The following is a 19137-nucleotide window of genomic DNA, read 5'->3' as shown; positions in this document are numbered from 1 at the left end:
CGGGGTCCAACACCTTCTGGGTGCCGATTCACACACCTGCGTTGTAAGTTCCTGCGATGACCGCGGAATCCGTCGTACGCACGGCCGGGCACCGGGACGTCGATCCCCGGCTGCTGCGCGCCTTCGTCACCGTCGCCGAGGAACTGCACTTCACGCGCGCGGCCGCCCGCCTGTACGTCGCCCAGCAGGCGCTGAGCCGCGACGTCCGGCGCCTGGAGCGCGCCCTCGGCGCCGAGCTGTTCGTCCGCACGACCCGGCAGGTGACGCTGACCGCCGACGGCGAGCGGCTGCTGCCGTACGCGCGGCGCGTCCTGCGGGCCCAGGACGACCTGGTCGCCGCCGTGGCGGGCGCGGCGCGGCCGCTGCTCGTCGATCTGAACAGTCCCGGCCTGATCTCCGGGCGGGTCCTGGAGCGGGCCCGCGGGCTCGTCCCGGAGTGCGAGCTGATGGCCCGCTTCGAGAGCGGACTCACCGGGGCGGCGGCCGAGATGATCGCCGGCCGGCTCGACGCCTCCTTCGGGCGGTTCGCGGGGCTCGCCCCCGAGCTGCGGGCCGGGCTCGACCAGCAGCCCGTGCGGTACGAGCCGATGGCGGTGCTGCTGCCGGACGGCCATCCGCTCGCGGAGCTGGACGCGGTGCCGCTGGACGCGCTCGCGGGCGAGACCGTGTACGCGGGGGCGGGCAACCCCCGGACGCTGGAGTGGACCGACCTCGCGTGCCGCCTCTTCGAGGGGCGCGGCATCGAGATCGCGCCACCCGCGCCGCTCGCCGTCGGCGTCGAGGAGTTCGAGCGGATCATGGCGAAACATCGGAATCCGGTCCTCGCGGCAGTGGACTTTCCGGCCATGCCCGGTGCCGTGCTGCGGCCGCTGATCGATCCCGTCCCGCTCTCCCCGGTGTCGCTGGTGTGGCGAAAAGGCCTGGTTCACCCGGGTATCGACGCCTTGAGGGCGGCTGCCGCGGCGCTCGCCGCCGAGGAAGGGTGGCTGAAGCGACCCGCGCGCGGGTGGGTTCCCGCCGCAGATGCACTCATCATGATGAGACAGAACTGACTGAGAACCACACCCACCACTTCGGTGCGCTACATTCATCGTCCGGGTGCAATGTGATAGGGGGAGCGCTCGGGTCGGGTGGGGGCCCGGTCCGAACGGCAGGCACTCGCGGTCGTATGCGCACCCGAGACAGTGATGTGGGGGGTTGTGCGTACGCATGGAAACTTGGCGAGAAGATGCCCTACCAGGACATACCCATGATCCGAACGAGGTCACCGTTCAGATCGACGGCCTGGGACGGCAGTTGGCGGACCTGCCCGCCGTGCGCGGTCACGAGAGCGCGGCGGACGGGCCGGTCTTCGTCGACGAGACGGGCCGCCGCGGCCGGCGCTACCGCAGGATCGGCGTGGTCGTCGGCATGGTCTGCGCGGTCTATGCCGCGGTGATCGTCGGCACACTCTTCTCCGGCAACTCCAGCGCGCCCTGGCTGCCCATGCCGGCCCCCAAGGACGACAGACCCGCCAGCACGGTGGACGCGCCCGACCGCCCGGTGGACGCAGCCGACCCCTCGGCCTCGTCCGACGGGTCGCCGTCGCCCGACGCCTCGGCCGACGCGGACACGATGCCCGGACCCGGCACCAGCGGCGACCCCGTCCCCACCCGGGCCGGCGGCGACACCGGACGGGACAAGTCCACCCGCCCCGACCCCACGGCCGGCGGCGGCAGGCCCGCCCCCAAGCCCGACCCGACGGGCCCCGGCCGCAGGCCCCACCCGGACCCGACCGGCGACACCGCGGGCCCCGGCCCCGGCCCCTCCCACCCCGTCGACCCGCCCGTGGACCCCAGCACCGGCCCCCCGGAGCCCGGCGGCAACGGCGGCGGCGGTGGCAACGGCGGAGAGGTCCCCGTCGTCTACACCCCACCCGCCGAGCAGTCCTCCACGGACACCGGACCGTCCTCGGAGGACGCACAGCGATGAACGCCCGCACCACCAGGGGCCGGTCCGCCCGCCCCCGGAACAGCCACGCCCAAAGCCGCGGCGCCCGCGCGGGACGGACCCGCGGCGAGCGCGCCCGGCGGGGCGCAGGCCGCCACGGCGGCCCACCGGGCCGGGGCACCCGGCGCCGCGGCAAGGCGGCGAGGAACGCTCCCGGACGCCGCCGTCTGCCGCTGCGCCACCTGCTGCCCTCGCTGCTGCTCGTCGCGCTCCTCGCGATGCTGATGCTCCGCGGTTACGTGCACAGCGAGATCCTCGCCGACCACCGCGTCAGGCCCCCCGCGCCCACCGACCACGTGCCGCGCAAGATCCTCGAGGGCGGCCCCGTCATCGACACCCGGGGCGGCCGCGAGACCACCCTGAGCGTCCCCGACCACCGGCTCGTGCTCACCTTCGACGACGGCCCCGACCCGGAGTGGACCCCCAAGGTCCTCGACGTCCTGAAGGAACACCACGCCCACGGCGTCTTCTTCGTCACCGGCACCATGGCCTCGCGCTACCCCGACCTCGTCCGCCGCATGGTGGACGAGGGGCACGAGGTGGGCCTGCACACCTTCAACCACCCCGACCTCTCGTACCAGTCGACGAGCCGCATCGACTGGGAGCTCTCACAGAACCAGCTCTCGCTCGCGGGCGCGGCGGGCATACGGACCTCGCTCTTCCGCCCGCCGTACTCGTCGTTCGCCGACGCCATGGACGACAAGTCCTACCCGGTCACCAAGTACATAGGCGGCCGCGGCTACCTCACCGTCGTCAACAACACCGACAGCGAGGACTGGAAGCGCCCCGGCGTCGACGAGATCATCCGCCGGGCCACGCCCGACAACGGCAAGGGCGCCATCGTCCTCATGCACGACTCCGGCGGCGACCGCTCCCAGACCGTCGCCGCGCTCGACCGCTTCCTGCCCGCACTCCAGAAGCAGGGCTACCGCGTCGGCAACCTCACCGAAGCACTGGACGCCCCCAGCGCGCACACCCCGGTCACCGGCGTCGAGCTGTGGAAGGGCAAGGCCTGGGTCTTCCTGGTCGGCGCGTCGGAGACCCTCACCGACGGCCTCGTCGTGGCGCTCGCCGTCATCGGCGTGCTCGTCTTCACCCGCTTCGGCCTGATGCTGCTGCTCTCCGCCGTGCACGCGCGCCGGGTGCGGCGGCGGAACTTCCGCTGGGGCGCGCCGATCACCGAGCCGGTCTCCGTCCTCGTCCCCGCCTACAACGAGGCCAAGTGCATCGAGGCGACCGTCCGTTCCCTGATGGCGAGCGACCACCCCATCGAGATCATCGTCATCGACGACGGCTCGACGGACGGCACGGCACGCCTCGTGGAAGGCCTCGGCCTGCCCGGCGTCCGCGTGGTGCGCCAGCAGAACGCGGGCAAACCCGCCGCCCTCAACCGGGGCATAGCCAACGCCCGCTTCGACATCATCGTGATGATGGACGGCGACACCGTCTTCGAGCAGTCCACCGTCCGCGAGCTCGTGCAGCCCTTCGGCGACCCGAGCGTCGGCGCCGTCGCGGGCAACGCCAAGGTCGGCAACCGCGACTCGCTCATCGGCGCCTGGCAGCACATCGAGTACGTGATGGGCTTCAACCTCGACCGCCGGATGTACGACATGCTGCGCTGCATGCCGACCATCCCCGGCGCGGTCGGCGCGTTCCGGCGCTCCGCCCTGGAGCGGGTCGGCGGCATGAGCGACGACACGCTCGCCGAGGACACCGACATCACCATGGCGCTCCACCGCGACGGCTGGCGGGTGGTGTACGCGGAGAAGGCGCGCGCCTGGACCGAGGCCCCGGAATCCGTCCAGCAGCTCTGGTCCCAGCGCTACCGCTGGTCGTACGGCACGATGCAGGCGATCTGGAAGCACCGCCGCGCGGTCGTCGAATCGGGCCCCTCGGGCCGCTTCGGCCGGATCGGCCTGCCCCTGGTGGCCCTCTTCATGGTCCTGGCACCGCTCCTGGCGCCGCTGATCGACGTGTTCCTCCTGTACGGCCTGGTCTTCGGCCCCACCCAGAAGACCATCGTGGCCTGGCTCGGGGTGCTCGCCGTGCAGGCGGTCTGCGCGGCGTACGCCTTCCGCCTCGACCGCGAACGCATGACCCACCTGATCTCGCTGCCCCTCCAGCAGATCCTCTACCGGCAGCTGATGTACGTCGTGCTGCTGCAGTCCTGGATCACCGCTCTCACCGGAGGCCGGCTGCGCTGGCAGAAGCTCCGGCGCACGGGAGTGGTGGAGGCGCCCGGTTCCATCCCGCGACAGCGGACGGGCAGTCACGAGCGGAGGCCCGTCGCGTGAGCCACGGATACATACCCGATCAGGTACCCGACCACGTACCCGCATACGTACCCGCAGACGGGGAGAGACGGCAGCTGCCGCACATGGACACGACGACTCCTTACCCTGTGGCTTCGGGGCCGGTCCCGCATCCCGCGCAGGTCCCGCCCGCCGCACCGGTGCCGGTGCCGCCCGCCACACCCGTACCGCCCGCCGGGGATGCCGCCGCGCCCAAGAGGCCGGGCCGCGACCGCTACCTGGACCTGCTGCGCTCGCTCGCGCTGGTCCGCGTCGTCATCTACCACCTCTTCGGCTGGGCCTGGCTGACGATCGCGTTCCCGTCCATGGGCGTGATGTTCGCGCTGGCCGGCTCGTTGATGGCGCGCTCGCTGAAGCGGCCCGCGTGGGGCGTGATCAGGGGCCGCATCCGCCGACTGCTGCCGCCCATGTGGGTGTTCAGCGCGGTGGCGCTCTGCCTGCTCTTCGCGGGCGGCTGGGACATCTCCAAGGACCCCGACCACGGCGGCACATGGGGCCTTGTCTCGATGCTCAACTACGTGTTCCCGGTGGGCGCCCCGCCCTTCCCGTGGAACCTGGGCGACAAGGCGGGCCTCCTGGAGGACACCTGGCCGGCGCAGGCGGCGGGCCCGCTCTGGTACATCCGCGCGTACCTGTGGTTCGTCATCGCCTCACCCCTGCTGCTCTGGGCGTTCCGGAAGCTCCCGTGGGCGACGCTGCTCGCCCCGCTTGCGCTGACCGCGGTGGTCGGCACGGGTGTCGTCACGATCCCGGGCGAGACGGGCAACGCGGTCTCGGACTTCGCGGTGTACGGCAGTTGCTGGGTCCTCGGCTTCGCGCACCAGGACGGCCTGCTGGCACGGGTCCCCCGCTACCTCGCGGTGTCGGGGTCGGCCCTGATCATGGCGTTCGGCCTGTGGTGGGCCTCGGGCCATCTGGGCCCGGACGGCTGGGACCTGAACGACATCCCGCTGGCCCAGGCCGCGTGGTCGTTCGGCTTCGTCGTCATCCTGCTCCAGTACTCGCCCTCCTGGCAGGAGTTGCCGGGGAAGCTGGCCAAGTGGGACAAGCTGGTGACGCTCTCCAACAACCGCGCGGTGACGATCTACCTCTGGCACAACTTCCTCATCATGGCGACGGTGCCGATCATCGACAGGGCGTACGACCTGCCGTTCATGGAGGACGAACGCTGGAGCTCGGCGCTCGACACGACGTACATGCTGTGGATGACGCTCCTGATCTGGCCGTTGATCGGCCTGATGGTGGTGACCGTGGGCTGGGTCGAGGACCTGGCGGCGAAGCGCAGGCCGAGGCTGTGGCCGAACGGCGCGAAGTCCAAATCCCGGGGGAGGAGGGCGGCTTCGTCCGCCTGATCACCTTCGCGCACTTAGCGGGAGCTCAGCAGTGAAGCGGGCCGGTCACCGGGATATCCGGTGACCGGCCCGATGCGTTGCGCGACTGTTACGTGGGGAGAGGCGACCGCAATGGACTGAAATGCCGCGGTAAAGGGGGTCGTTGAGCGCACGGAACACACGCCCCGGACTACTGTCCAGCCCTCCGGATATTCGCTCAGGCGAACGATCGCCGCCACGACGACACCCCGCCGTCCCCGCCCCGCACATTGCAAGAGCAACCATTCATCACGGTGATGGCCCGTCACGACCTCGACGCGCCCAGTGGCCAACTCCTAAGCTGACGGCTCCCTGCCGCCCACCGGACCCCCCTGTGTCGAGCGGCGGATCCACTTCTGCCAGGAGATCTCTTTGCTTTACAGGAAGACCGCCCTGCGGGCCGCCGTGCCCGTCGCCGTACTGGCCCTCGCGCTGACCGCCTGCGGCGGCGGTGACGACAAGGCGGACGACAAGAAGGCGGACGCCTCAAAGTCCCGGAACAAGCCCGCGGCCCCCACCGCCCTGAAGGCCGGCGAGCCCACCACGGGCAAGGTGAAGGAGGGCGCCGCGACCGTCACGTACGACGTCGCCGCGCAGAAGGTCGACGTGGGCACGGAGGCGGAGACCAAGAAGCTGGTCTCCGACCCGAAGAAGGCCAAGGGCCTGGTCGTGGCGACCGCCCACATGAAGATCACCCACAAGGGCGGCGCCCCGCTCAAGGACACCCCCGACGTGGCGGAGACCACGGAGATCTACGCGGACGGCACCCGCGGCGGCCTCCTCATCGGCGCCGCCGAGGACGCCCCCGGCTGCGAGGACGAGCTGGAGCTCAAGGGCTGGAAGACGGGCCGGACCCACGTCCTCTGCGAGACGTACCTGGTCCCGGCGGGCTCGAAGGAGCTCGAGGTGCACTGGGCGGAGAAGGACGGCGCGGAGCCGGCCGTGTGGAAGTTCCCGGCCAAGTAGCCACCGCCGAACCAAGGAACCAAGGGATACGGACCACCACCGCTCCCGACGCGAAAAAGGCCGGGCAGCCCCGTGCGGGCGCTGCTCGGCCTGTCGTGTGTCTGTGCTCTCTGGGGAGCGGCTCAGTACCCCACCGTGAAGCGGGCGCGCAGGTGGGTGGGGTGTTCCGTTTCTTGCAGGAGTGCTATCGCCAGGTCCTCCATGGAGATCGACGAGTTGCCCGCCGGGTCCACCAGGAGTTCGTCCTTGCCGAGGCGGAACTCGCCCGTGCGGGTGCCCGGTTCGAAGAGGGCCGCCGGGCTCACGTACGTCCACTCCACGTCCGTGTCCGCCGTGCGGATGGCGTCGTACTGGGCGTTGGAGGCCTCGGCGATGTGGCGCCAGGCGGCGGGGACGTAGCGGGGGTCGTCGATGGCGAGGACGCCGTTGGTGCCGGGCACCGTCAGGCTGCCCGCGCCGCCGACCACCAGCAGGCGGACGCCCGTGCCCGCCAGGCCCGCCAGCATCGACCGGGAGATGGCGGCGTGGTCGGCCTCGTGGCCCGGGGCGGGTCTGGTGGCGTTGACGACGACGTCCTGGCCCGCGCTCAACTCGCGTACGTCGTCCGGGTTCCTGGCGTCGCCGGTGCGGTGGGCGGCGGCCGGGTGGAGCTCCGGGAAGCGGGCCGCGTCGCGAACGACCGCGGTGACCTCGTGGCCGCGGGAGAGGGCCTCGGTGACGATGCGGGTCCCGGTGTTGCCGGCTGCTCCGAAGACGGTGATGCGCATGGTGACTCCTCAGGGGTGTGGTGCGGGGGAGAGGCGATGGGGCGGGGCGGGGTTACGCCTTGCGGGCGGCCGTGCGGCGGCTCTGGCCGAGCAGGACGCTGCCCAGGACGAGGACCAGTCCGCCGACCTGCCAGACGGTGAGGGTCTGGCCGAGCAGGACGAGCCCCGCCAGCGTGGCGACGACCGGGTTGGTCAGGCCGAGGAAGGAGACGGAGGAGGCGGGGAGGCGCTCGATGCCGCGGAACCACAGGGCGTACGCGAGGGCCGTGCCGATGATGCCGAGGTAGGCGTAGCCGGCGAGGTTGGCGCCGGTGAAGTGGTCCGGGAGGCCTTCGGCGGTGAGGGCGATGGGGGCCAGGACGAGTCCGCCTGCGGTGAGCTGCCAGCCGGTCAGGGCGAGCAGGGAGACGCCTTCGGGGCGGCCCCACCGCTTGCTCAGCACCACCGCGAGCGCCATCAGTGTGGTGGCGCCGAGCATGGCCACGATGCCGGTGAGGTCGACGGCGGCGTTGCCGCGCAGGACGAGGAGGGCGACGCCGACGACGCCGACGAGTCCCGCGGCCAGCGTGCGGCCGGTGGGCCGCACCTTCAGTACGCCCATTCCGAAGCCCGCGACGAGCAGTGGCATGACCGCGCTGATCGTCGAGGCGACGCCGCCGGGCAGCCGGTAGGCGCCGAAGAAGAGGAGCGGGAAGAACGCACCGAAGTTCAGCATGCCGAGGACGGCGGCCTTCCACCACCAGTCGCCGCGCGGGAGGCGCCGGGTGAGCGCCATCAGGATGAGTCCGGCGGGCAGTGCGCGCAGGGCGGCGGCCAGCAACGGGCGGTCCGGGGGGAGGAGTTCGGTGGTCGTGACGTAGGTGGTGCCCCAGGTGGCCGGGCCGATGGCGGCGAGCGCGGCGATTCCGGCGGCGGCCTTGGCGGTGGTGCGAGGGGCCGGTGCCGGGGTCTGCGGTCCGGAGTGGGACGGGCCCTGCTTACCCGTGCGGGCCGTGGCCGCGGTCCGGTTGTTCCGGTCGGCCGGTCGCTGGACGCTGCTCATGATCGTCATGACGGTTCCCCTCGTCGTTCCCCTGAACGCTGTTATTCTCAACGTTGAGATAAATATGGACCCTGGATCTGAGAACGTCAAGTATCTGAACGTTGAGAGATTGGGTCCCCGGTGAAGAGGAGGACATCCCGTGGCCGATCAGGAGAGCGTGGACGCCATCGACGAGCTGCGCGGCCAGTGGCGCCGCGAGCGCCCCGACCTCGACCCCGCGCACCTGGACGCGATGGCCCTCGTGGGCCGCATCAAGCGCGCCGACCACCTGCTCAGCAAGGGCATGAAGCGGGTCTTCGCCGAATACGGCCTGGAGTTCGCCGAGTTCGACGTCCTCGCCACGCTGCGCCGGGTCGGCGCCCCGCACGAACTGACCGCGGGCGGTCTCCTGAAGACCGCGATGGTCACGTCCGGCGCCATCACCAACCGCCTCGACAAGCTCGAACGCAAGGGCCTGATCGCCCGCCGCCCCGACCCCACCGACCGCCGCGCCATCCGTGTCCGGCTCACCGATGCGGGCAGGGAGATGGTCGACCGCGCGGTGGTCGAACACGTCGCGAACGAGGACGCCATGCTGGCCGACCTGACCCCGGAGGACCGCGCGGCACTCGACGGCGCACTGCGCCGCCTCCTGGTGTCCTTGGGGGACACGCATCTGGGGTGAGGCAGGACGCGTTGCTATTGCGTGCAGCGAACGGGCGGGTGGCAGGGCTTCTGTTCGTGGCCATCGGTGACCAAGTGGGCGCGGTCGGCGATCAATTCACGTCAAGCGTGTTGCTCTGCGGCGGCTATGTCCGCGTATGCCCGGTGTGGGGCGGGGGCTCGACGTGACCTCGGCTTTCCCTCATGGATAGCGTGGTTCACCGCAGAGAACCCTCCCCCCACCAGGAGCTCACCGTGAATCGCCGACCTGCCCTGCTCACAGCGGCCACCATGACTGCCGCGGCAGTCCTCTCCCTCGCCGGCTGCGGAGGGGACGGCGGCGACTCCAAGGGCAGCGACAAGATCGCGGGGGCGGATGACGGCGCCTCGAAGCCGGCGTCCTCCTCGTCCTCGGCGCCGGACGACGGGATCGACCGGCCGGAGATCAGGTTGCCTAAGGGTGTGAAGGACGACTTCGAGGGCGGGAAGACGGGCGACGCCAAGAAGGACGCGGTACTGGCCGACAGTGCGCGTCGGATCAGTTCGGTGACGGAGGCCGTCACGGCCGACGCGAAGGAGCACCCGGCGCTGAAGTTCTATTCGGCGGGCGAGGCCCTGCTGTCGGCGGCGAACCACGTCCAGGGCTTCCAGAAGAAGAACAAGAGCTTCGTCGGTACCACGCGGTACTACGACCGTGAGGTCACGTTCCTCAAGGACGGTGCCGCCGCGGTGACGTACTGCATGGACTCCACCAAGACCTACCCCAAGGACCGCAGGACCGGTGAGGTCGACAAGTCGATCCCGGCGTCCGCGCAGGATTACTCCTTCTACAACACACGCCTGGAGAAGAACGAGCACGGAGTCTGGCAGACGACGAAGGTGCTGACCACCACGGCGGCGAAGCGGTGCATGCCGTGATCCGTCGCGCGCTGGTCCGCCCGGCCGTTCTCGCCCTCGTGCTGGCCGCGGTCGCCGCACCCGGGGCTGCCCACGCTTCCGGCGGCAACCAGGCCGAAGAGCCGGTCCCGCAGGCCAAGGGTGGACGCCAGGGACAGAACCTCACCGTGCAGACGAAGATCCGGACAACAGTCAACGGCGCACAGGAAACCGCCAGGACCGGCACGCTCACGCCGGCCGACAGCAACTGGGACCCGCCGGCCTGCTGGTACGAGCCCGCCTACACCCCGAAGCAGATCGAGGCCGCCGTCAAGGCCATCCGGACGGTGAAGCTCTTCGGGGTCGGCGACTTCGTGGGCGGTGTCTTCGACTCGTACTTCAAGGAAGGCAAGCCGTACAAGAACTACAACCTCGACAAGCAGGGCAAGGGGCAGTTCTGGGCGGCCACCATCAACGACAAGCGCAAGAACGACCCCGAGGCCAACTCCTGCAACAAGCTGCCCTTCTGGGTGCCCACGGGTGCCACGCCGAAGGAGCCGCTCGCCGTCTCACCCAAGGTCCTCGCTGAGTACGCCTACGACGAACTGCCCGTACCCGGCACCGAGATCGCCATGGCGCCCAAGGGGACGACGAAGGTCAATCTCCCGACCTGGGTCTGGCTGGACAAGGCGAAGTTCAAGAAGGTCTCCGTCACCGCGAGCATCCCCGGCTCCGGGCTCTCCGCGACCACGACCGCCGAACCCGTCTCTCTCTCGATCGATCCGGGGACGGAGGACGCGGAGACGTATCCCGCGTCGGGCGAGTGCCCCATCGAGGACGGGAAGATCGGCGCGCCCCGCGCCAAGGGCACCCCGGCGGACACGGAACCCCCGTGCGGCGTGCGGTACCTGCGCTCGTCCGGCGACGGCTCGTACGCCCTCCGGGCGACGGTCACCTGGAAGATCAGCTGGACCAGCACCACGGGCGAGGGCGGCGACCTGCCGGACGGCCGCTTCGGTGCGGACCAGCAGGTCGAGGTGGAGGAGATCCAGTCCATCAACCGGTGAGCGGACCACCCGAGGACTGCCTCTGAACGCCACCGCCCCTCACCGCCCCCACCCCTCACCGCCCCGCCCCACCCCCCGTGAGAGCAACGTTCCCCGGTGGTCATCGGGTGGCACAGGGTTGAAATGCGGTCTCTCTACCTTCGGGATCCGTCGGTCGCTGCCCGTGGACTGCGTGGATACCCCTGGAGGCGTGTGATGTGGATCGAGCGGTGGGAGCCGGAGGACGAGAGGTTCTGGAAGGAGGAGGGAGGGGAGAAAGTCGCCCGGCGGAACCTGGCGTTCTCCGTGCTCTCCGAGCACATCGGGTTCTCCGTCTGGAGCCTCTGGTCGGTGATGGTCCTCTTCATGGGGCCCGAGTACGGCATCGACGCCGCCGGGAAGTTCTTCCTGGTGTCGATGGCGACCCTCGTCGGCGCCGTCGTCCGCGTCCCGTACACCTTCGCCGTCGCGCGCTTCGGCGGGCGCAACTGGACCGTCATCGCGGCCTCCCTGCTGCTCCTGCCGACCGTCGCCGCGTTCGCCGTCATGGAACCGGGGACCTCGTACGGCACGTTCATGCTCTGCGCCCTGCTCACCGGCATCGGCGGCGGCAACTTCGCCTCCAGCATGACCAACATCAACTCCTTCTTCCCGCTGCGGAAGAAGGGGTGGGCCCTCGGACTCAACGCCGGGGGCGGCAACATCGGCGTCCCCGTCGTCCAGCTCGTCGGGCTCGCCGTCATCGGGGCGAGCGGCGGGCCGCGCGTCGTGCTCGGGATCTACATCCCGCTCGTCCTCGTCTCCGCCGTCTGCGCCTTCCTCTTCATGGACAGCATCTCCTCCGTCCGCAACGACACGGGGGCGGTGAAGGCCGCCGTCCGCGACGCGCACACCTGGATCATGTCGTTCCTGTACGTGGGGACGTTCGGGTCGTTCATCGGGTACGGGTTCGCCTTCGGGCTCGTCCTGCAGACGCAGTTCGGGCGTACGCCGCTCGAAGCCGCCCAGCTCACCTTCGTCGGACCGCTGCTCGGCTCGCTGATCCGGCCCGTCGGCGGATGGCTCGCCGACCGGTACGGCGGGGCCCGCATCACCCTGGGGAACTTCCTCGGGATGGCCGCCGCGACCGGTGTCGTCGTCCTCGCCTCCGTGCGTGAGTCGCTGCCGCTGTTCGTCTGCGCGTTCGTCGCGCTGTTCGTGCTGACCGGGCTCGGCAACGGCTCCACGTACAAGATGATCCCCGGCATCTTCCAGGCGAAGGCCGAGGCGCGGGGGCTCACCGGGGAGGCCGCGGCGGCGTACGGGCGACGCCTCTCGGGCGCGGCCATGGGGCTGATCGGCGCCGTCGGCGGGCTCGGCGGGCTCGGCATCAACCTCGCGCTGCGGCAGTCCTTCCAGACGGTCGGGTCCGGGACGGGGGCGTACGTGGCGTTCCTCGTCTTCTACGGGGTGTGCTCGCTCCTCACCTGGGCCGTATACCTTCGGGGGACGGCCGTCCGCGTGGCCGGCGCCGCCGACACGGAGGAGAAGCCGCAGCTCAGCTACGCCGAGGTGTGACGTAACACTGCGGACATCAGAGCGAACCGGGCCTGTCACGCACCGTTGACAGGCTCAGTCGTCCGCCGCCCCTCCTCCACCGGGCACCGGCGGAACGGCCGGGACCACCCGGACGGCCGGGACGCCCGGAACGAGCGGGACGCGAGTCACGAGCGGAACGAGAGCCACGAGCGGGACGAGACGAGACAGGCCTATGCGCGACACCCCAAGGCACGCCCCGAGCGAGCCGAACTCCCCGAACGAGTCCGGCGGGTCCAGCGAGCCGAACGCCATCAGCGAGCCGAACGTCACCGGCGAGCCGAACGTCACCGGCGAGCCGGCGGAATCCGCCGCCCGGGGCGTCCCCGCCCCCCACGGCCCCCTCGCCGGCTTCACTGTCGGCGTGACCGCCGCCCGGCGCGCCGACGAGTTGGGCACGCTGCTCAAGCGGCGCGGCGCCACCGTGCTGCACGCGCCCGCGCTGCGCATCGTGCAGCTCGCCGACGACAGCGAACTCCTCAGCGCCACGAAGGAGTTGATCGACCACGCGCCGGACGTCGTGGTCGCCACCACCGCCATCGGGTTCCGCGGCTGGGTCGAGGCCGCCGACGGCTGGGGGTACGGCGAGGCCCTGCTCCGCTGTCTGCGCGGCGTCGAACTCCTCGCCCGCGGGCCGAAGGTGAAGGGCGCGGTACGGGCCGCCGGGCTCACCGAGGACTGGTCGCCCTCGTCCGAGTCCATGGCGGAGGTGCTCGACCGGCTGCTCGGCGAGGGCGTGGCCGGCCGGCGCGTGGCCCTGCAACTGCACGGCGAGCCGCTGCCCGGCTTCGTCGAGGCGCTGCGGGCCGGGGGCGCGGAGGTCGTCATGGTGCCCGTCTACCGCTGGCTGCCGCCCGAGGACCTCACGCCCGTGGACCGGCTGCTCGACGCGGCCGTCGGGCGGGGCGTCGACGCGCTGACCTTCACCAGCGCGCCCGCCGCCGCGTCGCTGCTCGCCCGCGCCGAGGAGCGCGGCATGACGGCCGAGCTGCTCGCCGCCCTGCGCCACGACGTGCTGCCCGTCTGTGTGGGGCCCGTCACCGCGCTGCCGCTGCAGTCGCTCGGAGTGGACACCGTGCAGCCCGAGCGGTTCCGGCTGGGCCCGATGGTCCAGCTCCTGTGCCAGGAACTGCCGTCCCGTTCGCGGAAGTTGGTGATCTCCGGGCGCCGGGTGGAGATCCGCGGGCACGCCGTCATCGTCGACGAAGAGCTGCGTCCCGTACCGCCCGCGGGCATGGCCCTCCTGAACGCCCTCGCGCGCCGCCCCGGCTGGGTGGTGGCCCGCGCGGAGCTGCTGCGCGCGCTGCCGGGCGCGGGGAGCGACGAGCACGCGGTGGAGTCCGCGATGGCCCGACTGCGCACGGCACTGGGCGCACCCAAGCTGATCCAGACCGTCGTCAAACGGGGCTACCGCCTCGCAGTCGACCCGGCCGCGGAGTCGAAGTACGCGGAATGACAACGAAGGCGCGCGGTACGGGACGCGCGCCGGGGCCTCGCTGCGGGGTGACCGGGGCCCCTTCGCCGGGTAACCGCACCCTCTCCCCGGAACAACCCCAGCCCCCACCCCAGGTAACCGAACCTCTTCTCCGGGCAACCTGGTGCGGTGGGTTCCGGAGGCGGTCGGGGACGGGCACTGTAGGGGTACGCGACGGCATTCACCCACCGGTGACCCCCAAGGCGGTGACAGGCGCATGGCGTTGGGCACGGCCCCGGCTCCGTACGAGCTGCGATTCGACTCCGGGCGGATCAGCCTGGACCTCGTGGCGACCAACCATCCCGTGGAACGGCTCTACTCCGTGGAGAGACTGCGCGCCTGGCTCGCCGGTGCCGGCCTCGTCCCCGCGGCCGCGCCCCTGCCCGGCGCCGGTCCGCAGTGGCTGGCCGCCTTCCGTGAACTGCGCGGCCACATCGCGCAGTTGGTGCGGGCCGAGATCGAGGGCAGGCCCGCGGGGGCCGCCGCCGCGCTGGACCGCGTCAACGCCCTGGCCGCAGCGGCGCCCCCGGCGCCCTGCGCGGTGCGCGCGGCGGACGGCACGCTGGTCCGCGTCCTGCGTGGCGACCCCGGCTGCGCGGGCCTGGTGGCCGCGGTCGCCAGGGACACGGTCGACCTGCTCACCGACCCGGTGGCCCGCGCCCTGCTGCGCCAGTGCGAGGGCGACAGCTGCCCCATCGTCTACCTCGACACCTCCCGCGGCCGTCGCCGCCGCTGGTGTTCGAGCGAGGTGTGCGGCAATCGCGAGCGGGTGGCCAGGCACCGGCGCAGGGCGGCACTCGCCCGTACGTGAGGCGGCCGTCCCGAGAACCCGCGCGTACGTTGAACATCCGCCGCCCCGCGTACGTACCTCCGACGTGAGACTCCCCAGTCCCGCCCGACCCCGCGAAAGCGCGGACAACGGAGGTGCGCGTGCGCAAGGATTCCGCCGTGGCCGATGAGCGACCGCAGCGGCACCGCCATCGTCTCGGCCGGCCCCCGGGCCCGGACGAGGAGCTGATGCGCGCGCTCTACCGCGAGCACGCGGGACCGCTGCTCGCCTACGTGCTCCGGCTGGTCGCGGGTGACCGGCAGCGCGCCGAGGACGTCGTGCAGGAGACGCTCATCCGTGCCTGGAAGAACGCCGGTCAGCTCAACAGTGCGACCGGTTCGGTACGCCCCTGGCTGGTGACGGTCGCCCGGCGCATCGTCATCGACGGCCACCGCAGCCGGCAGGCCCGGCCGCAGGAGGTCGATCCGTCGCCACTGGAGGTCATCCCCGCGGAGGACGAGATCGACAGGGCGTTGTGGCTGATGACTCTCTCGGACGCGCTGGAGGACCTGACTCCCGCGCACCGGGAGGTACTTGTCGAGACCTACTTCAAAGGGCGTACGGTCAATGAGGCGGCGCAGGCGCTGGGCATCCCGAGCGGCACGGTCCGTTCGCGGGTCTTCTACGCGCTTCGCTCGATGAAGCTGGCGCTCGAGGAGCGGGGGGTGACGACATGACCGGGTCCTACGGCCACCACGACGCCCGGCGGGAGGGCGACCTCCACGAGACGGTCGGCGCGTACGCCCTCGGCATCCTGGACGACGCGGATGCCATCCGGTTCGAGGAGCATCTCGCGGGCTGCGGGATCTGCCGGCACCAGCTGGAGGAGTTCTCCGGCATGGAGCCGATGCTGGCCGCGCTCGCCGGCCTGCCCGGACCGGCGGGCGCACCGGCCCCCGACCCCCACGCCCCTCCCGGCGGCCTCGGCGTCCGTCCGAGCCCCCGCCTCGCCGAGCGCCTCGCCGCCGAGGTGGCCGCCAAGCGTGAGCGCCGGCGCAGGCACGGCCTGTACTTGGCCGCCGCCGCGGCCGTCCTGATCGTCGGCGGCCCGCTCGCCGCCCTCGCGCTGACCGGCGACGACGGCTCCACGCGGGACGCGCTGGCCGACCCGCACCCCACCAGCCCCGCCGAGGACGCCTTCTTCCACCACATGGACGAGAAGTCGCACGCCACGGACCCGACGACCAAGGTCAGCGCCACGGTGGGCACCGAGCGGAAGGCGTGGGGCACCCACGCCGTCCTGGAGCTGAAGAACGTCAAGGGCCCGCTGAAGTGCTCGCTGGTCGCGGTCGGCAGGAACGGCGAGAAGGAGACGGTCACCAGCTGGTCGGTGCCCAAGTGGGGGTACGGGATCAAGGACAGCCCGGACAAATGGGCGCGCGGCCCGCTGTACGTCCACGGGGGCGCCGCCATGGACCGCAACGACATCGACCACTTCGAGGTGACCACGTTCGACGGCAAGCGCCTGGTCGAGGTCGACGCGTAACGCCGGACGAGGACGACGGGAGGCAAGCGCACCGCGAGACAAGTGCACAGGACGGGCCCCTTTCGCCTAAGGTGGACGGCTGCTCAATACGGGCAGCAGCACGGTGTGAAAGGGGCCTCGGTGGCCGACGTACGCGACCGCGAGATCAGTGTCGAACAGGAACACCTCGACCAGGTCTACCGACGTCTCGAGGAGAAGATCCACGAGGCCGAGTTCCTGATGAACGACGCTGCCAAGCGCTCCCAGGTCGGTACGCCGGGCGCGCTCGCCGAGCGCGACGCCCAGGTCTTCCGGGCGGGCGTCCACCTGAACCGGCTCAACAACGAGTTCGAGGACTTCCTCTTCGGCCGCATCGACCTGCTCCAGGGCAAGGACGGCAAGAAGGGCCCCGACGGCGCGTACACGGCCGTCGAGCCCGCCGAGGGCGCGGTCCGCGAGGACGAGAGCGGCAAATACGCGGACATCGCCGAGACGCTGCACATCGGCCGCATCGGCGTCCTCGACGCCGACTACTCCCCGCTGGTCATCGACTGGCGCGCGCCCGCCGCCGCGCCCTTCTACCGCTCCACGCCGGTCGACCCGGGCCGCGTCGTGCGCCGCCGCGTCATCCGCTCCAAGGGCCGCAAGGTCCTCGGCGTCGAGGACGACCTGATGCGCCCGGAGATCACTGCCCGCCTGGACGGCGAGGAGCTCCCGGTGATCGGCGACGGCGCCCTGATGGCCGCGCTCGGCCAGGCCCGCAGCCACTCCATGCGGGACATCGTCGCCTCCATCCAGGCCGAGCAGGACATGGTGATCCGGGCGCCCGCCGCTTCGGTGACATACGTGGAGGGCGGGCCCGGCACCGGCAAGACGGCGGTGGCGCTGCACCGCGCCGCGTACCTCCTCTACCAGGACCGCCGCCGGTACGCGGGCGGCATCCTCATCGTCTCCCCGACCCCGCTCCTGGTCGCCTACACGGAGGGCGTGCTGCCCTCCCTCGGCGAGGAGGGCCAGGTCGCGATCCGCGCGGTCGGCTCGCTCGTCGACGGCGTCGAGGCGACGGTCTACGACTCCCCGGCGGTGGCCCGCGTCAAGGGCTCCTCGCGGATGCTGAAGGTGCTGAGGAAGGCGGCCCGGGGCGCCCTGGAGACCTCCGCCCCGCCCGCCGCGCGGGACGGGGGACAGGAGACCGAGGGTCAGCTGGCCTTCGGTGACGACGCCTCCGGGGGCGACTGGGCCGGCACCGGCGAGCAGGGCACCCCCTCGCACGGCGGCGCCCCCACCCGCCTGCGCGTCGTCGCGTTCGGGCGGCGCCTGGAGCTCGACGCCGGCCAGCTGAACCGCATCCGGAACAACGCGCTCGGCGGCACCGCCCCCGTCAACCTGCTGCGCCCGCGCGCCCGCAAGCTGCTCCTGGACGCCCTGTGGTCCCAGTCGGGCGCGGCGGGCCGCCACACGGACCCCGAGCTCGCCGCCGAGCTGCGCTCCTCCTTCGACGACGACGTCTCGTCCGAGGACGACTTCATCCGCTTCCTCGACGCCTGGTGGCCCGAGCTCACCCCGCGGGGCGTGCTCGCGGCGATGGGCGACGAGAAGCGGCTCGGCCGCTGGGCCCGCCGCGTGCTGAACCCCGGGGAGGTCCGCAAGGTCGCCCGCTCCCTGCGGCGGGACGCCCTGTCCGTGCACGACGTGGCGCTCCTCGACGAGCTGCAGGCGATCCTCGGCACGCCGCACCGGCCGAAGAAGAAGCGCGAGCTGGACCCCCTTGACCTGCTCACCGGTCTGGAGGAGCTGATGCCGCAGCGCGAGGAGTCCCAGCGCGAGCGGGCCGAGCGCCTCGCGGCGGAGCGCACCGAGTACGCGCACGTCATCGTCGACGAGGCCCAGGATCTGACCCCCATGCAGTGGCGCATGGTCGGCCGCCGGGGCCGGCACGCCACCTGGACGGTCGTCGGCGACCCGGCCCAGTCGTCCTGGTCCGACCCGGACGAGGCGGCCGAGGCCCGCGACGAGGCCCTGGGCACCCGGCCGCGCCGCCGCTTCACCCTCACGGTCAACTACCGCAACCCGGCCGAGATCGCGGAGCTCGCCGCCCGGGTCCTGGCCCTGGCGATGCCCGGCGCCGACTCCCCGTCGGCGGTGCGTTCGACGGGGGTGGAGCCCCATTTCTGCGTCGTACGGGACGGGGACCTCGCCGCGTCCGTGCGCGAGGAGGCGGCACGGCTCCTGGAGCGGGTCGACGGCACGGTCGGCGTCGTGGTGGCGATGAACCGGCGCGAGCAGGCCGCCCGGTGGCTCGCGGGGCTCGGCGATCGCGTGGTGGCGCTGGGCAGCCTGGAGGCCAAGGGCCTGGAGTACGACGCGACGCTCGTCGTCTCGCCCGCGGAGATCGCCGACGAGTCCCCGGCGGGGCTGCGGGTGCTGTACGTGGCGCTGACGCGCGCGACGCAGCAGCTCACGGTGTTGTCGGGGGAGCGGGACGAGCCGGACGCGGACGGGGTGCCGGACCTGCTCCGAGATTGACCGGAGCGGCTTCCCGGGAGGGAATTGCCTTCCGGGATTCGTTTGTTACCTTGGATGTGGCACCGGCCCGATCCAAGCCCCCGGGCCCAACCTTCGTCGCTACGAGCGACCACTTGCCGCGAGGCGAGCATGGCGGGTCGGTGTCATGAACGTACGGAAGAGGTCCACGTCAGCAGTGACGTGGACCTCTTCCGCGTTTCCGGAGGCCCCTTCCACAAGAGCCCCTACTTCTCGTATGGTGGAAATAGGTTTCCGAAA

Annotated in this window: 16 protein-coding genes; 14 read left to right on the top strand and 2 right to left on the bottom strand. The window is 71.7% G+C overall.

The window, feature by feature from the left end; all coding sequences use genetic code 11:
- Positions 1 to 56 precede the first annotated feature (56 nt).
- The 5 genes from ACZ7DY_RS14210 to ACZ7DY_RS14190 all read left to right on the top strand — a co-directional run bounded on the left by ACZ7DY_RS14210 (position 57) and on the right by ACZ7DY_RS14190 (position 6637).
- Positions 57 to 1052: a LysR family transcriptional regulator gene (locus ACZ7DY_RS14210; RefSeq protein WP_471134322.1), complete on the top strand. Its 996-nt coding sequence runs from the start codon at positions 57 to 59 to the stop codon at positions 1050 to 1052.
- Positions 1053 to 1296: 244 nt separating this feature from the next.
- Positions 1297 to 1971: a hypothetical protein gene (locus ACZ7DY_RS14205; RefSeq protein ID WP_471134319.1), complete on the top strand. Its 675-nt coding sequence runs from the start codon at positions 1297 to 1299 to the stop codon at positions 1969 to 1971.
- The gene (locus tag ACZ7DY_RS14200; RefSeq protein ID WP_471134316.1) at positions 1968 to 4283 is read left to right on the top strand and encodes a glycosyltransferase; all 2316 of its coding nucleotides are present in this window, start codon (positions 1968 to 1970) and stop codon (positions 4281 to 4283) included. Before ACZ7DY_RS14205 ends, ACZ7DY_RS14200 begins: the two co-directional genes overlap by 4 nt.
- Positions 4284 to 4366: 83 nt before the next feature.
- Positions 4367 to 5653 (top strand): acyltransferase family protein, encoded by a 1287-nt coding sequence (locus tag ACZ7DY_RS14195; protein ID WP_471134314.1) that lies wholly within the window; start codon positions 4367 to 4369, stop codon positions 5651 to 5653.
- A 390-nt stretch (positions 5654 to 6043) separates the two neighbouring features.
- A complete protein-coding gene (locus tag ACZ7DY_RS14190; RefSeq protein WP_471134311.1) occupies positions 6044 to 6637 on the top strand; it encodes a hypothetical protein in 594 nt (197 codons plus the stop codon).
- A 122-nt stretch (positions 6638 to 6759) separates the two neighbouring features.
- Here ACZ7DY_RS14190 and ACZ7DY_RS14185 read toward each other — a convergent pair whose 3' ends face one another.
- Positions 6760 to 7404 carry an NAD(P)-dependent oxidoreductase gene (locus ACZ7DY_RS14185; RefSeq protein ID WP_471134310.1) on the bottom strand — a complete coding sequence of 215 codons (645 nt, stop codon included), beginning with the start codon at positions 7402 to 7404 and terminating at the stop codon, positions 6760 to 6762.
- A 52-nt stretch (positions 7405 to 7456) separates the two neighbouring features.
- Positions 7457 to 8455 carry an EamA family transporter gene (locus ACZ7DY_RS14180; RefSeq protein WP_471134308.1) on the bottom strand — a complete coding sequence of 333 codons (999 nt, stop codon included), beginning with the start codon at positions 8453 to 8455 and terminating at the stop codon, positions 7457 to 7459.
- 130 nt (positions 8456 to 8585) lie between these two features.
- On the opposite strand from ACZ7DY_RS14180, the gene ACZ7DY_RS14175 reads away from it, so the two are divergent.
- From ACZ7DY_RS14175 to ACZ7DY_RS14135, 9 genes are all read left to right on the top strand, one after another.
- On the top strand, positions 8586 to 9110 hold the full coding sequence (locus ACZ7DY_RS14175) for a MarR family winged helix-turn-helix transcriptional regulator (RefSeq protein ID WP_471134305.1): 525 nt from the start codon (positions 8586 to 8588) through the stop codon (positions 9108 to 9110).
- Between the two features lie 269 nt (positions 9111 to 9379).
- On the top strand, positions 9380 to 10006 hold the full coding sequence (locus ACZ7DY_RS14170) for a hypothetical protein (RefSeq protein WP_471134302.1): 627 nt from the start codon (positions 9380 to 9382) through the stop codon (positions 10004 to 10006).
- Entirely contained in the window at positions 10003 to 11031 is a 1029-nt protein-coding gene (locus ACZ7DY_RS14165) for a hypothetical protein (RefSeq protein WP_471134300.1), read from the top strand. The genes ACZ7DY_RS14170 and ACZ7DY_RS14165 overlap by 4 nt, the downstream gene beginning before the upstream one ends.
- A gap of 195 nt (positions 11032 to 11226) precedes the next feature.
- A complete protein-coding gene (locus ACZ7DY_RS14160; RefSeq protein WP_471134298.1) occupies positions 11227 to 12567 on the top strand; it encodes a nitrate/nitrite transporter in 1341 nt (446 codons plus the stop codon).
- A 193-nt stretch (positions 12568 to 12760) separates the two neighbouring features.
- Positions 12761 to 14041: a uroporphyrinogen-III synthase gene (locus tag ACZ7DY_RS14155; protein ID WP_471134295.1), complete on the top strand. Its 1281-nt coding sequence runs from the start codon at positions 12761 to 12763 to the stop codon at positions 14039 to 14041.
- 235 nt (positions 14042 to 14276) lie between these two features.
- Positions 14277 to 14870 (top strand): CGNR zinc finger domain-containing protein, encoded by a 594-nt coding sequence (locus tag ACZ7DY_RS14150; protein WP_471134293.1) that lies wholly within the window; start codon positions 14277 to 14279, stop codon positions 14868 to 14870.
- A 113-nt stretch (positions 14871 to 14983) separates the two neighbouring features.
- The gene (locus ACZ7DY_RS14145; protein WP_471134290.1) at positions 14984 to 15565 is read left to right on the top strand and encodes a sigma-70 family RNA polymerase sigma factor; all 582 of its coding nucleotides are present in this window, start codon (positions 14984 to 14986) and stop codon (positions 15563 to 15565) included.
- Positions 15562 to 16374: a zf-HC2 domain-containing protein gene (locus ACZ7DY_RS14140; RefSeq protein WP_471134288.1), complete on the top strand. Its 813-nt coding sequence runs from the start codon at positions 15562 to 15564 to the stop codon at positions 16372 to 16374. The genes ACZ7DY_RS14145 and ACZ7DY_RS14140 overlap by 4 nt, the downstream gene beginning before the upstream one ends.
- Before the next feature lie 120 nt (positions 16375 to 16494).
- Positions 16495 to 18879: a HelD family protein gene (locus tag ACZ7DY_RS14135; RefSeq protein WP_471134285.1), complete on the top strand. Its 2385-nt coding sequence runs from the start codon at positions 16495 to 16497 to the stop codon at positions 18877 to 18879.
- Positions 18880 to 19137 lie beyond the last annotated feature (258 nt).

The organism is Streptomyces sp. NPDC037013 (genome assembly GCF_055607265.1).
This window is presented reverse-complemented; position numbering and strand designations above follow the sequence as displayed.

What these genes read in the sequence shown, in the direction of transcription:
- ACZ7DY_RS14185 (WP_471134310.1), bottom strand. Translation starts at nt 7,404, where the DNA reads ATGCGCATCACCGTCTTCGGAGCAGCCGGCAACACCGGGACCCGCATC.
- ACZ7DY_RS14155 (WP_471134295.1), top strand. Translation starts at nt 12,761, where the DNA reads ATGCGCGACACCCCAAGGCACGCCCCGAGCGAGCCGAACTCCCCGAAC.
- ACZ7DY_RS14170 (WP_471134302.1), top strand. Translation starts at nt 9,380, where the DNA reads ATGACTGCCGCGGCAGTCCTCTCCCTCGCCGGCTGCGGAGGGGACGGC.
- ACZ7DY_RS14160 (WP_471134298.1), top strand. Translation starts at nt 11,227, where the DNA reads ATGTGGATCGAGCGGTGGGAGCCGGAGGACGAGAGGTTCTGGAAGGAG.
- ACZ7DY_RS14150 (WP_471134293.1), top strand. Translation starts at nt 14,277, where the DNA reads ATGGCGTTGGGCACGGCCCCGGCTCCGTACGAGCTGCGATTCGACTCC.
- ACZ7DY_RS14180 (WP_471134308.1), bottom strand. Translation starts at nt 8,455, where the DNA reads ATGACGATCATGAGCAGCGTCCAGCGACCGGCCGACCGGAACAACCGG.
- ACZ7DY_RS14210 (WP_471134322.1), top strand. Translation starts at nt 57, where the DNA reads ATGACCGCGGAATCCGTCGTACGCACGGCCGGGCACCGGGACGTCGAT.
- ACZ7DY_RS14140 (WP_471134288.1), top strand. Translation starts at nt 15,562, where the DNA reads ATGACCGGGTCCTACGGCCACCACGACGCCCGGCGGGAGGGCGACCTC.
- ACZ7DY_RS14200 (WP_471134316.1), top strand. Translation starts at nt 1,968, where the DNA reads ATGAACGCCCGCACCACCAGGGGCCGGTCCGCCCGCCCCCGGAACAGC.
- ACZ7DY_RS14195 (WP_471134314.1), top strand. Translation starts at nt 4,367, where the DNA reads ATGGACACGACGACTCCTTACCCTGTGGCTTCGGGGCCGGTCCCGCAT.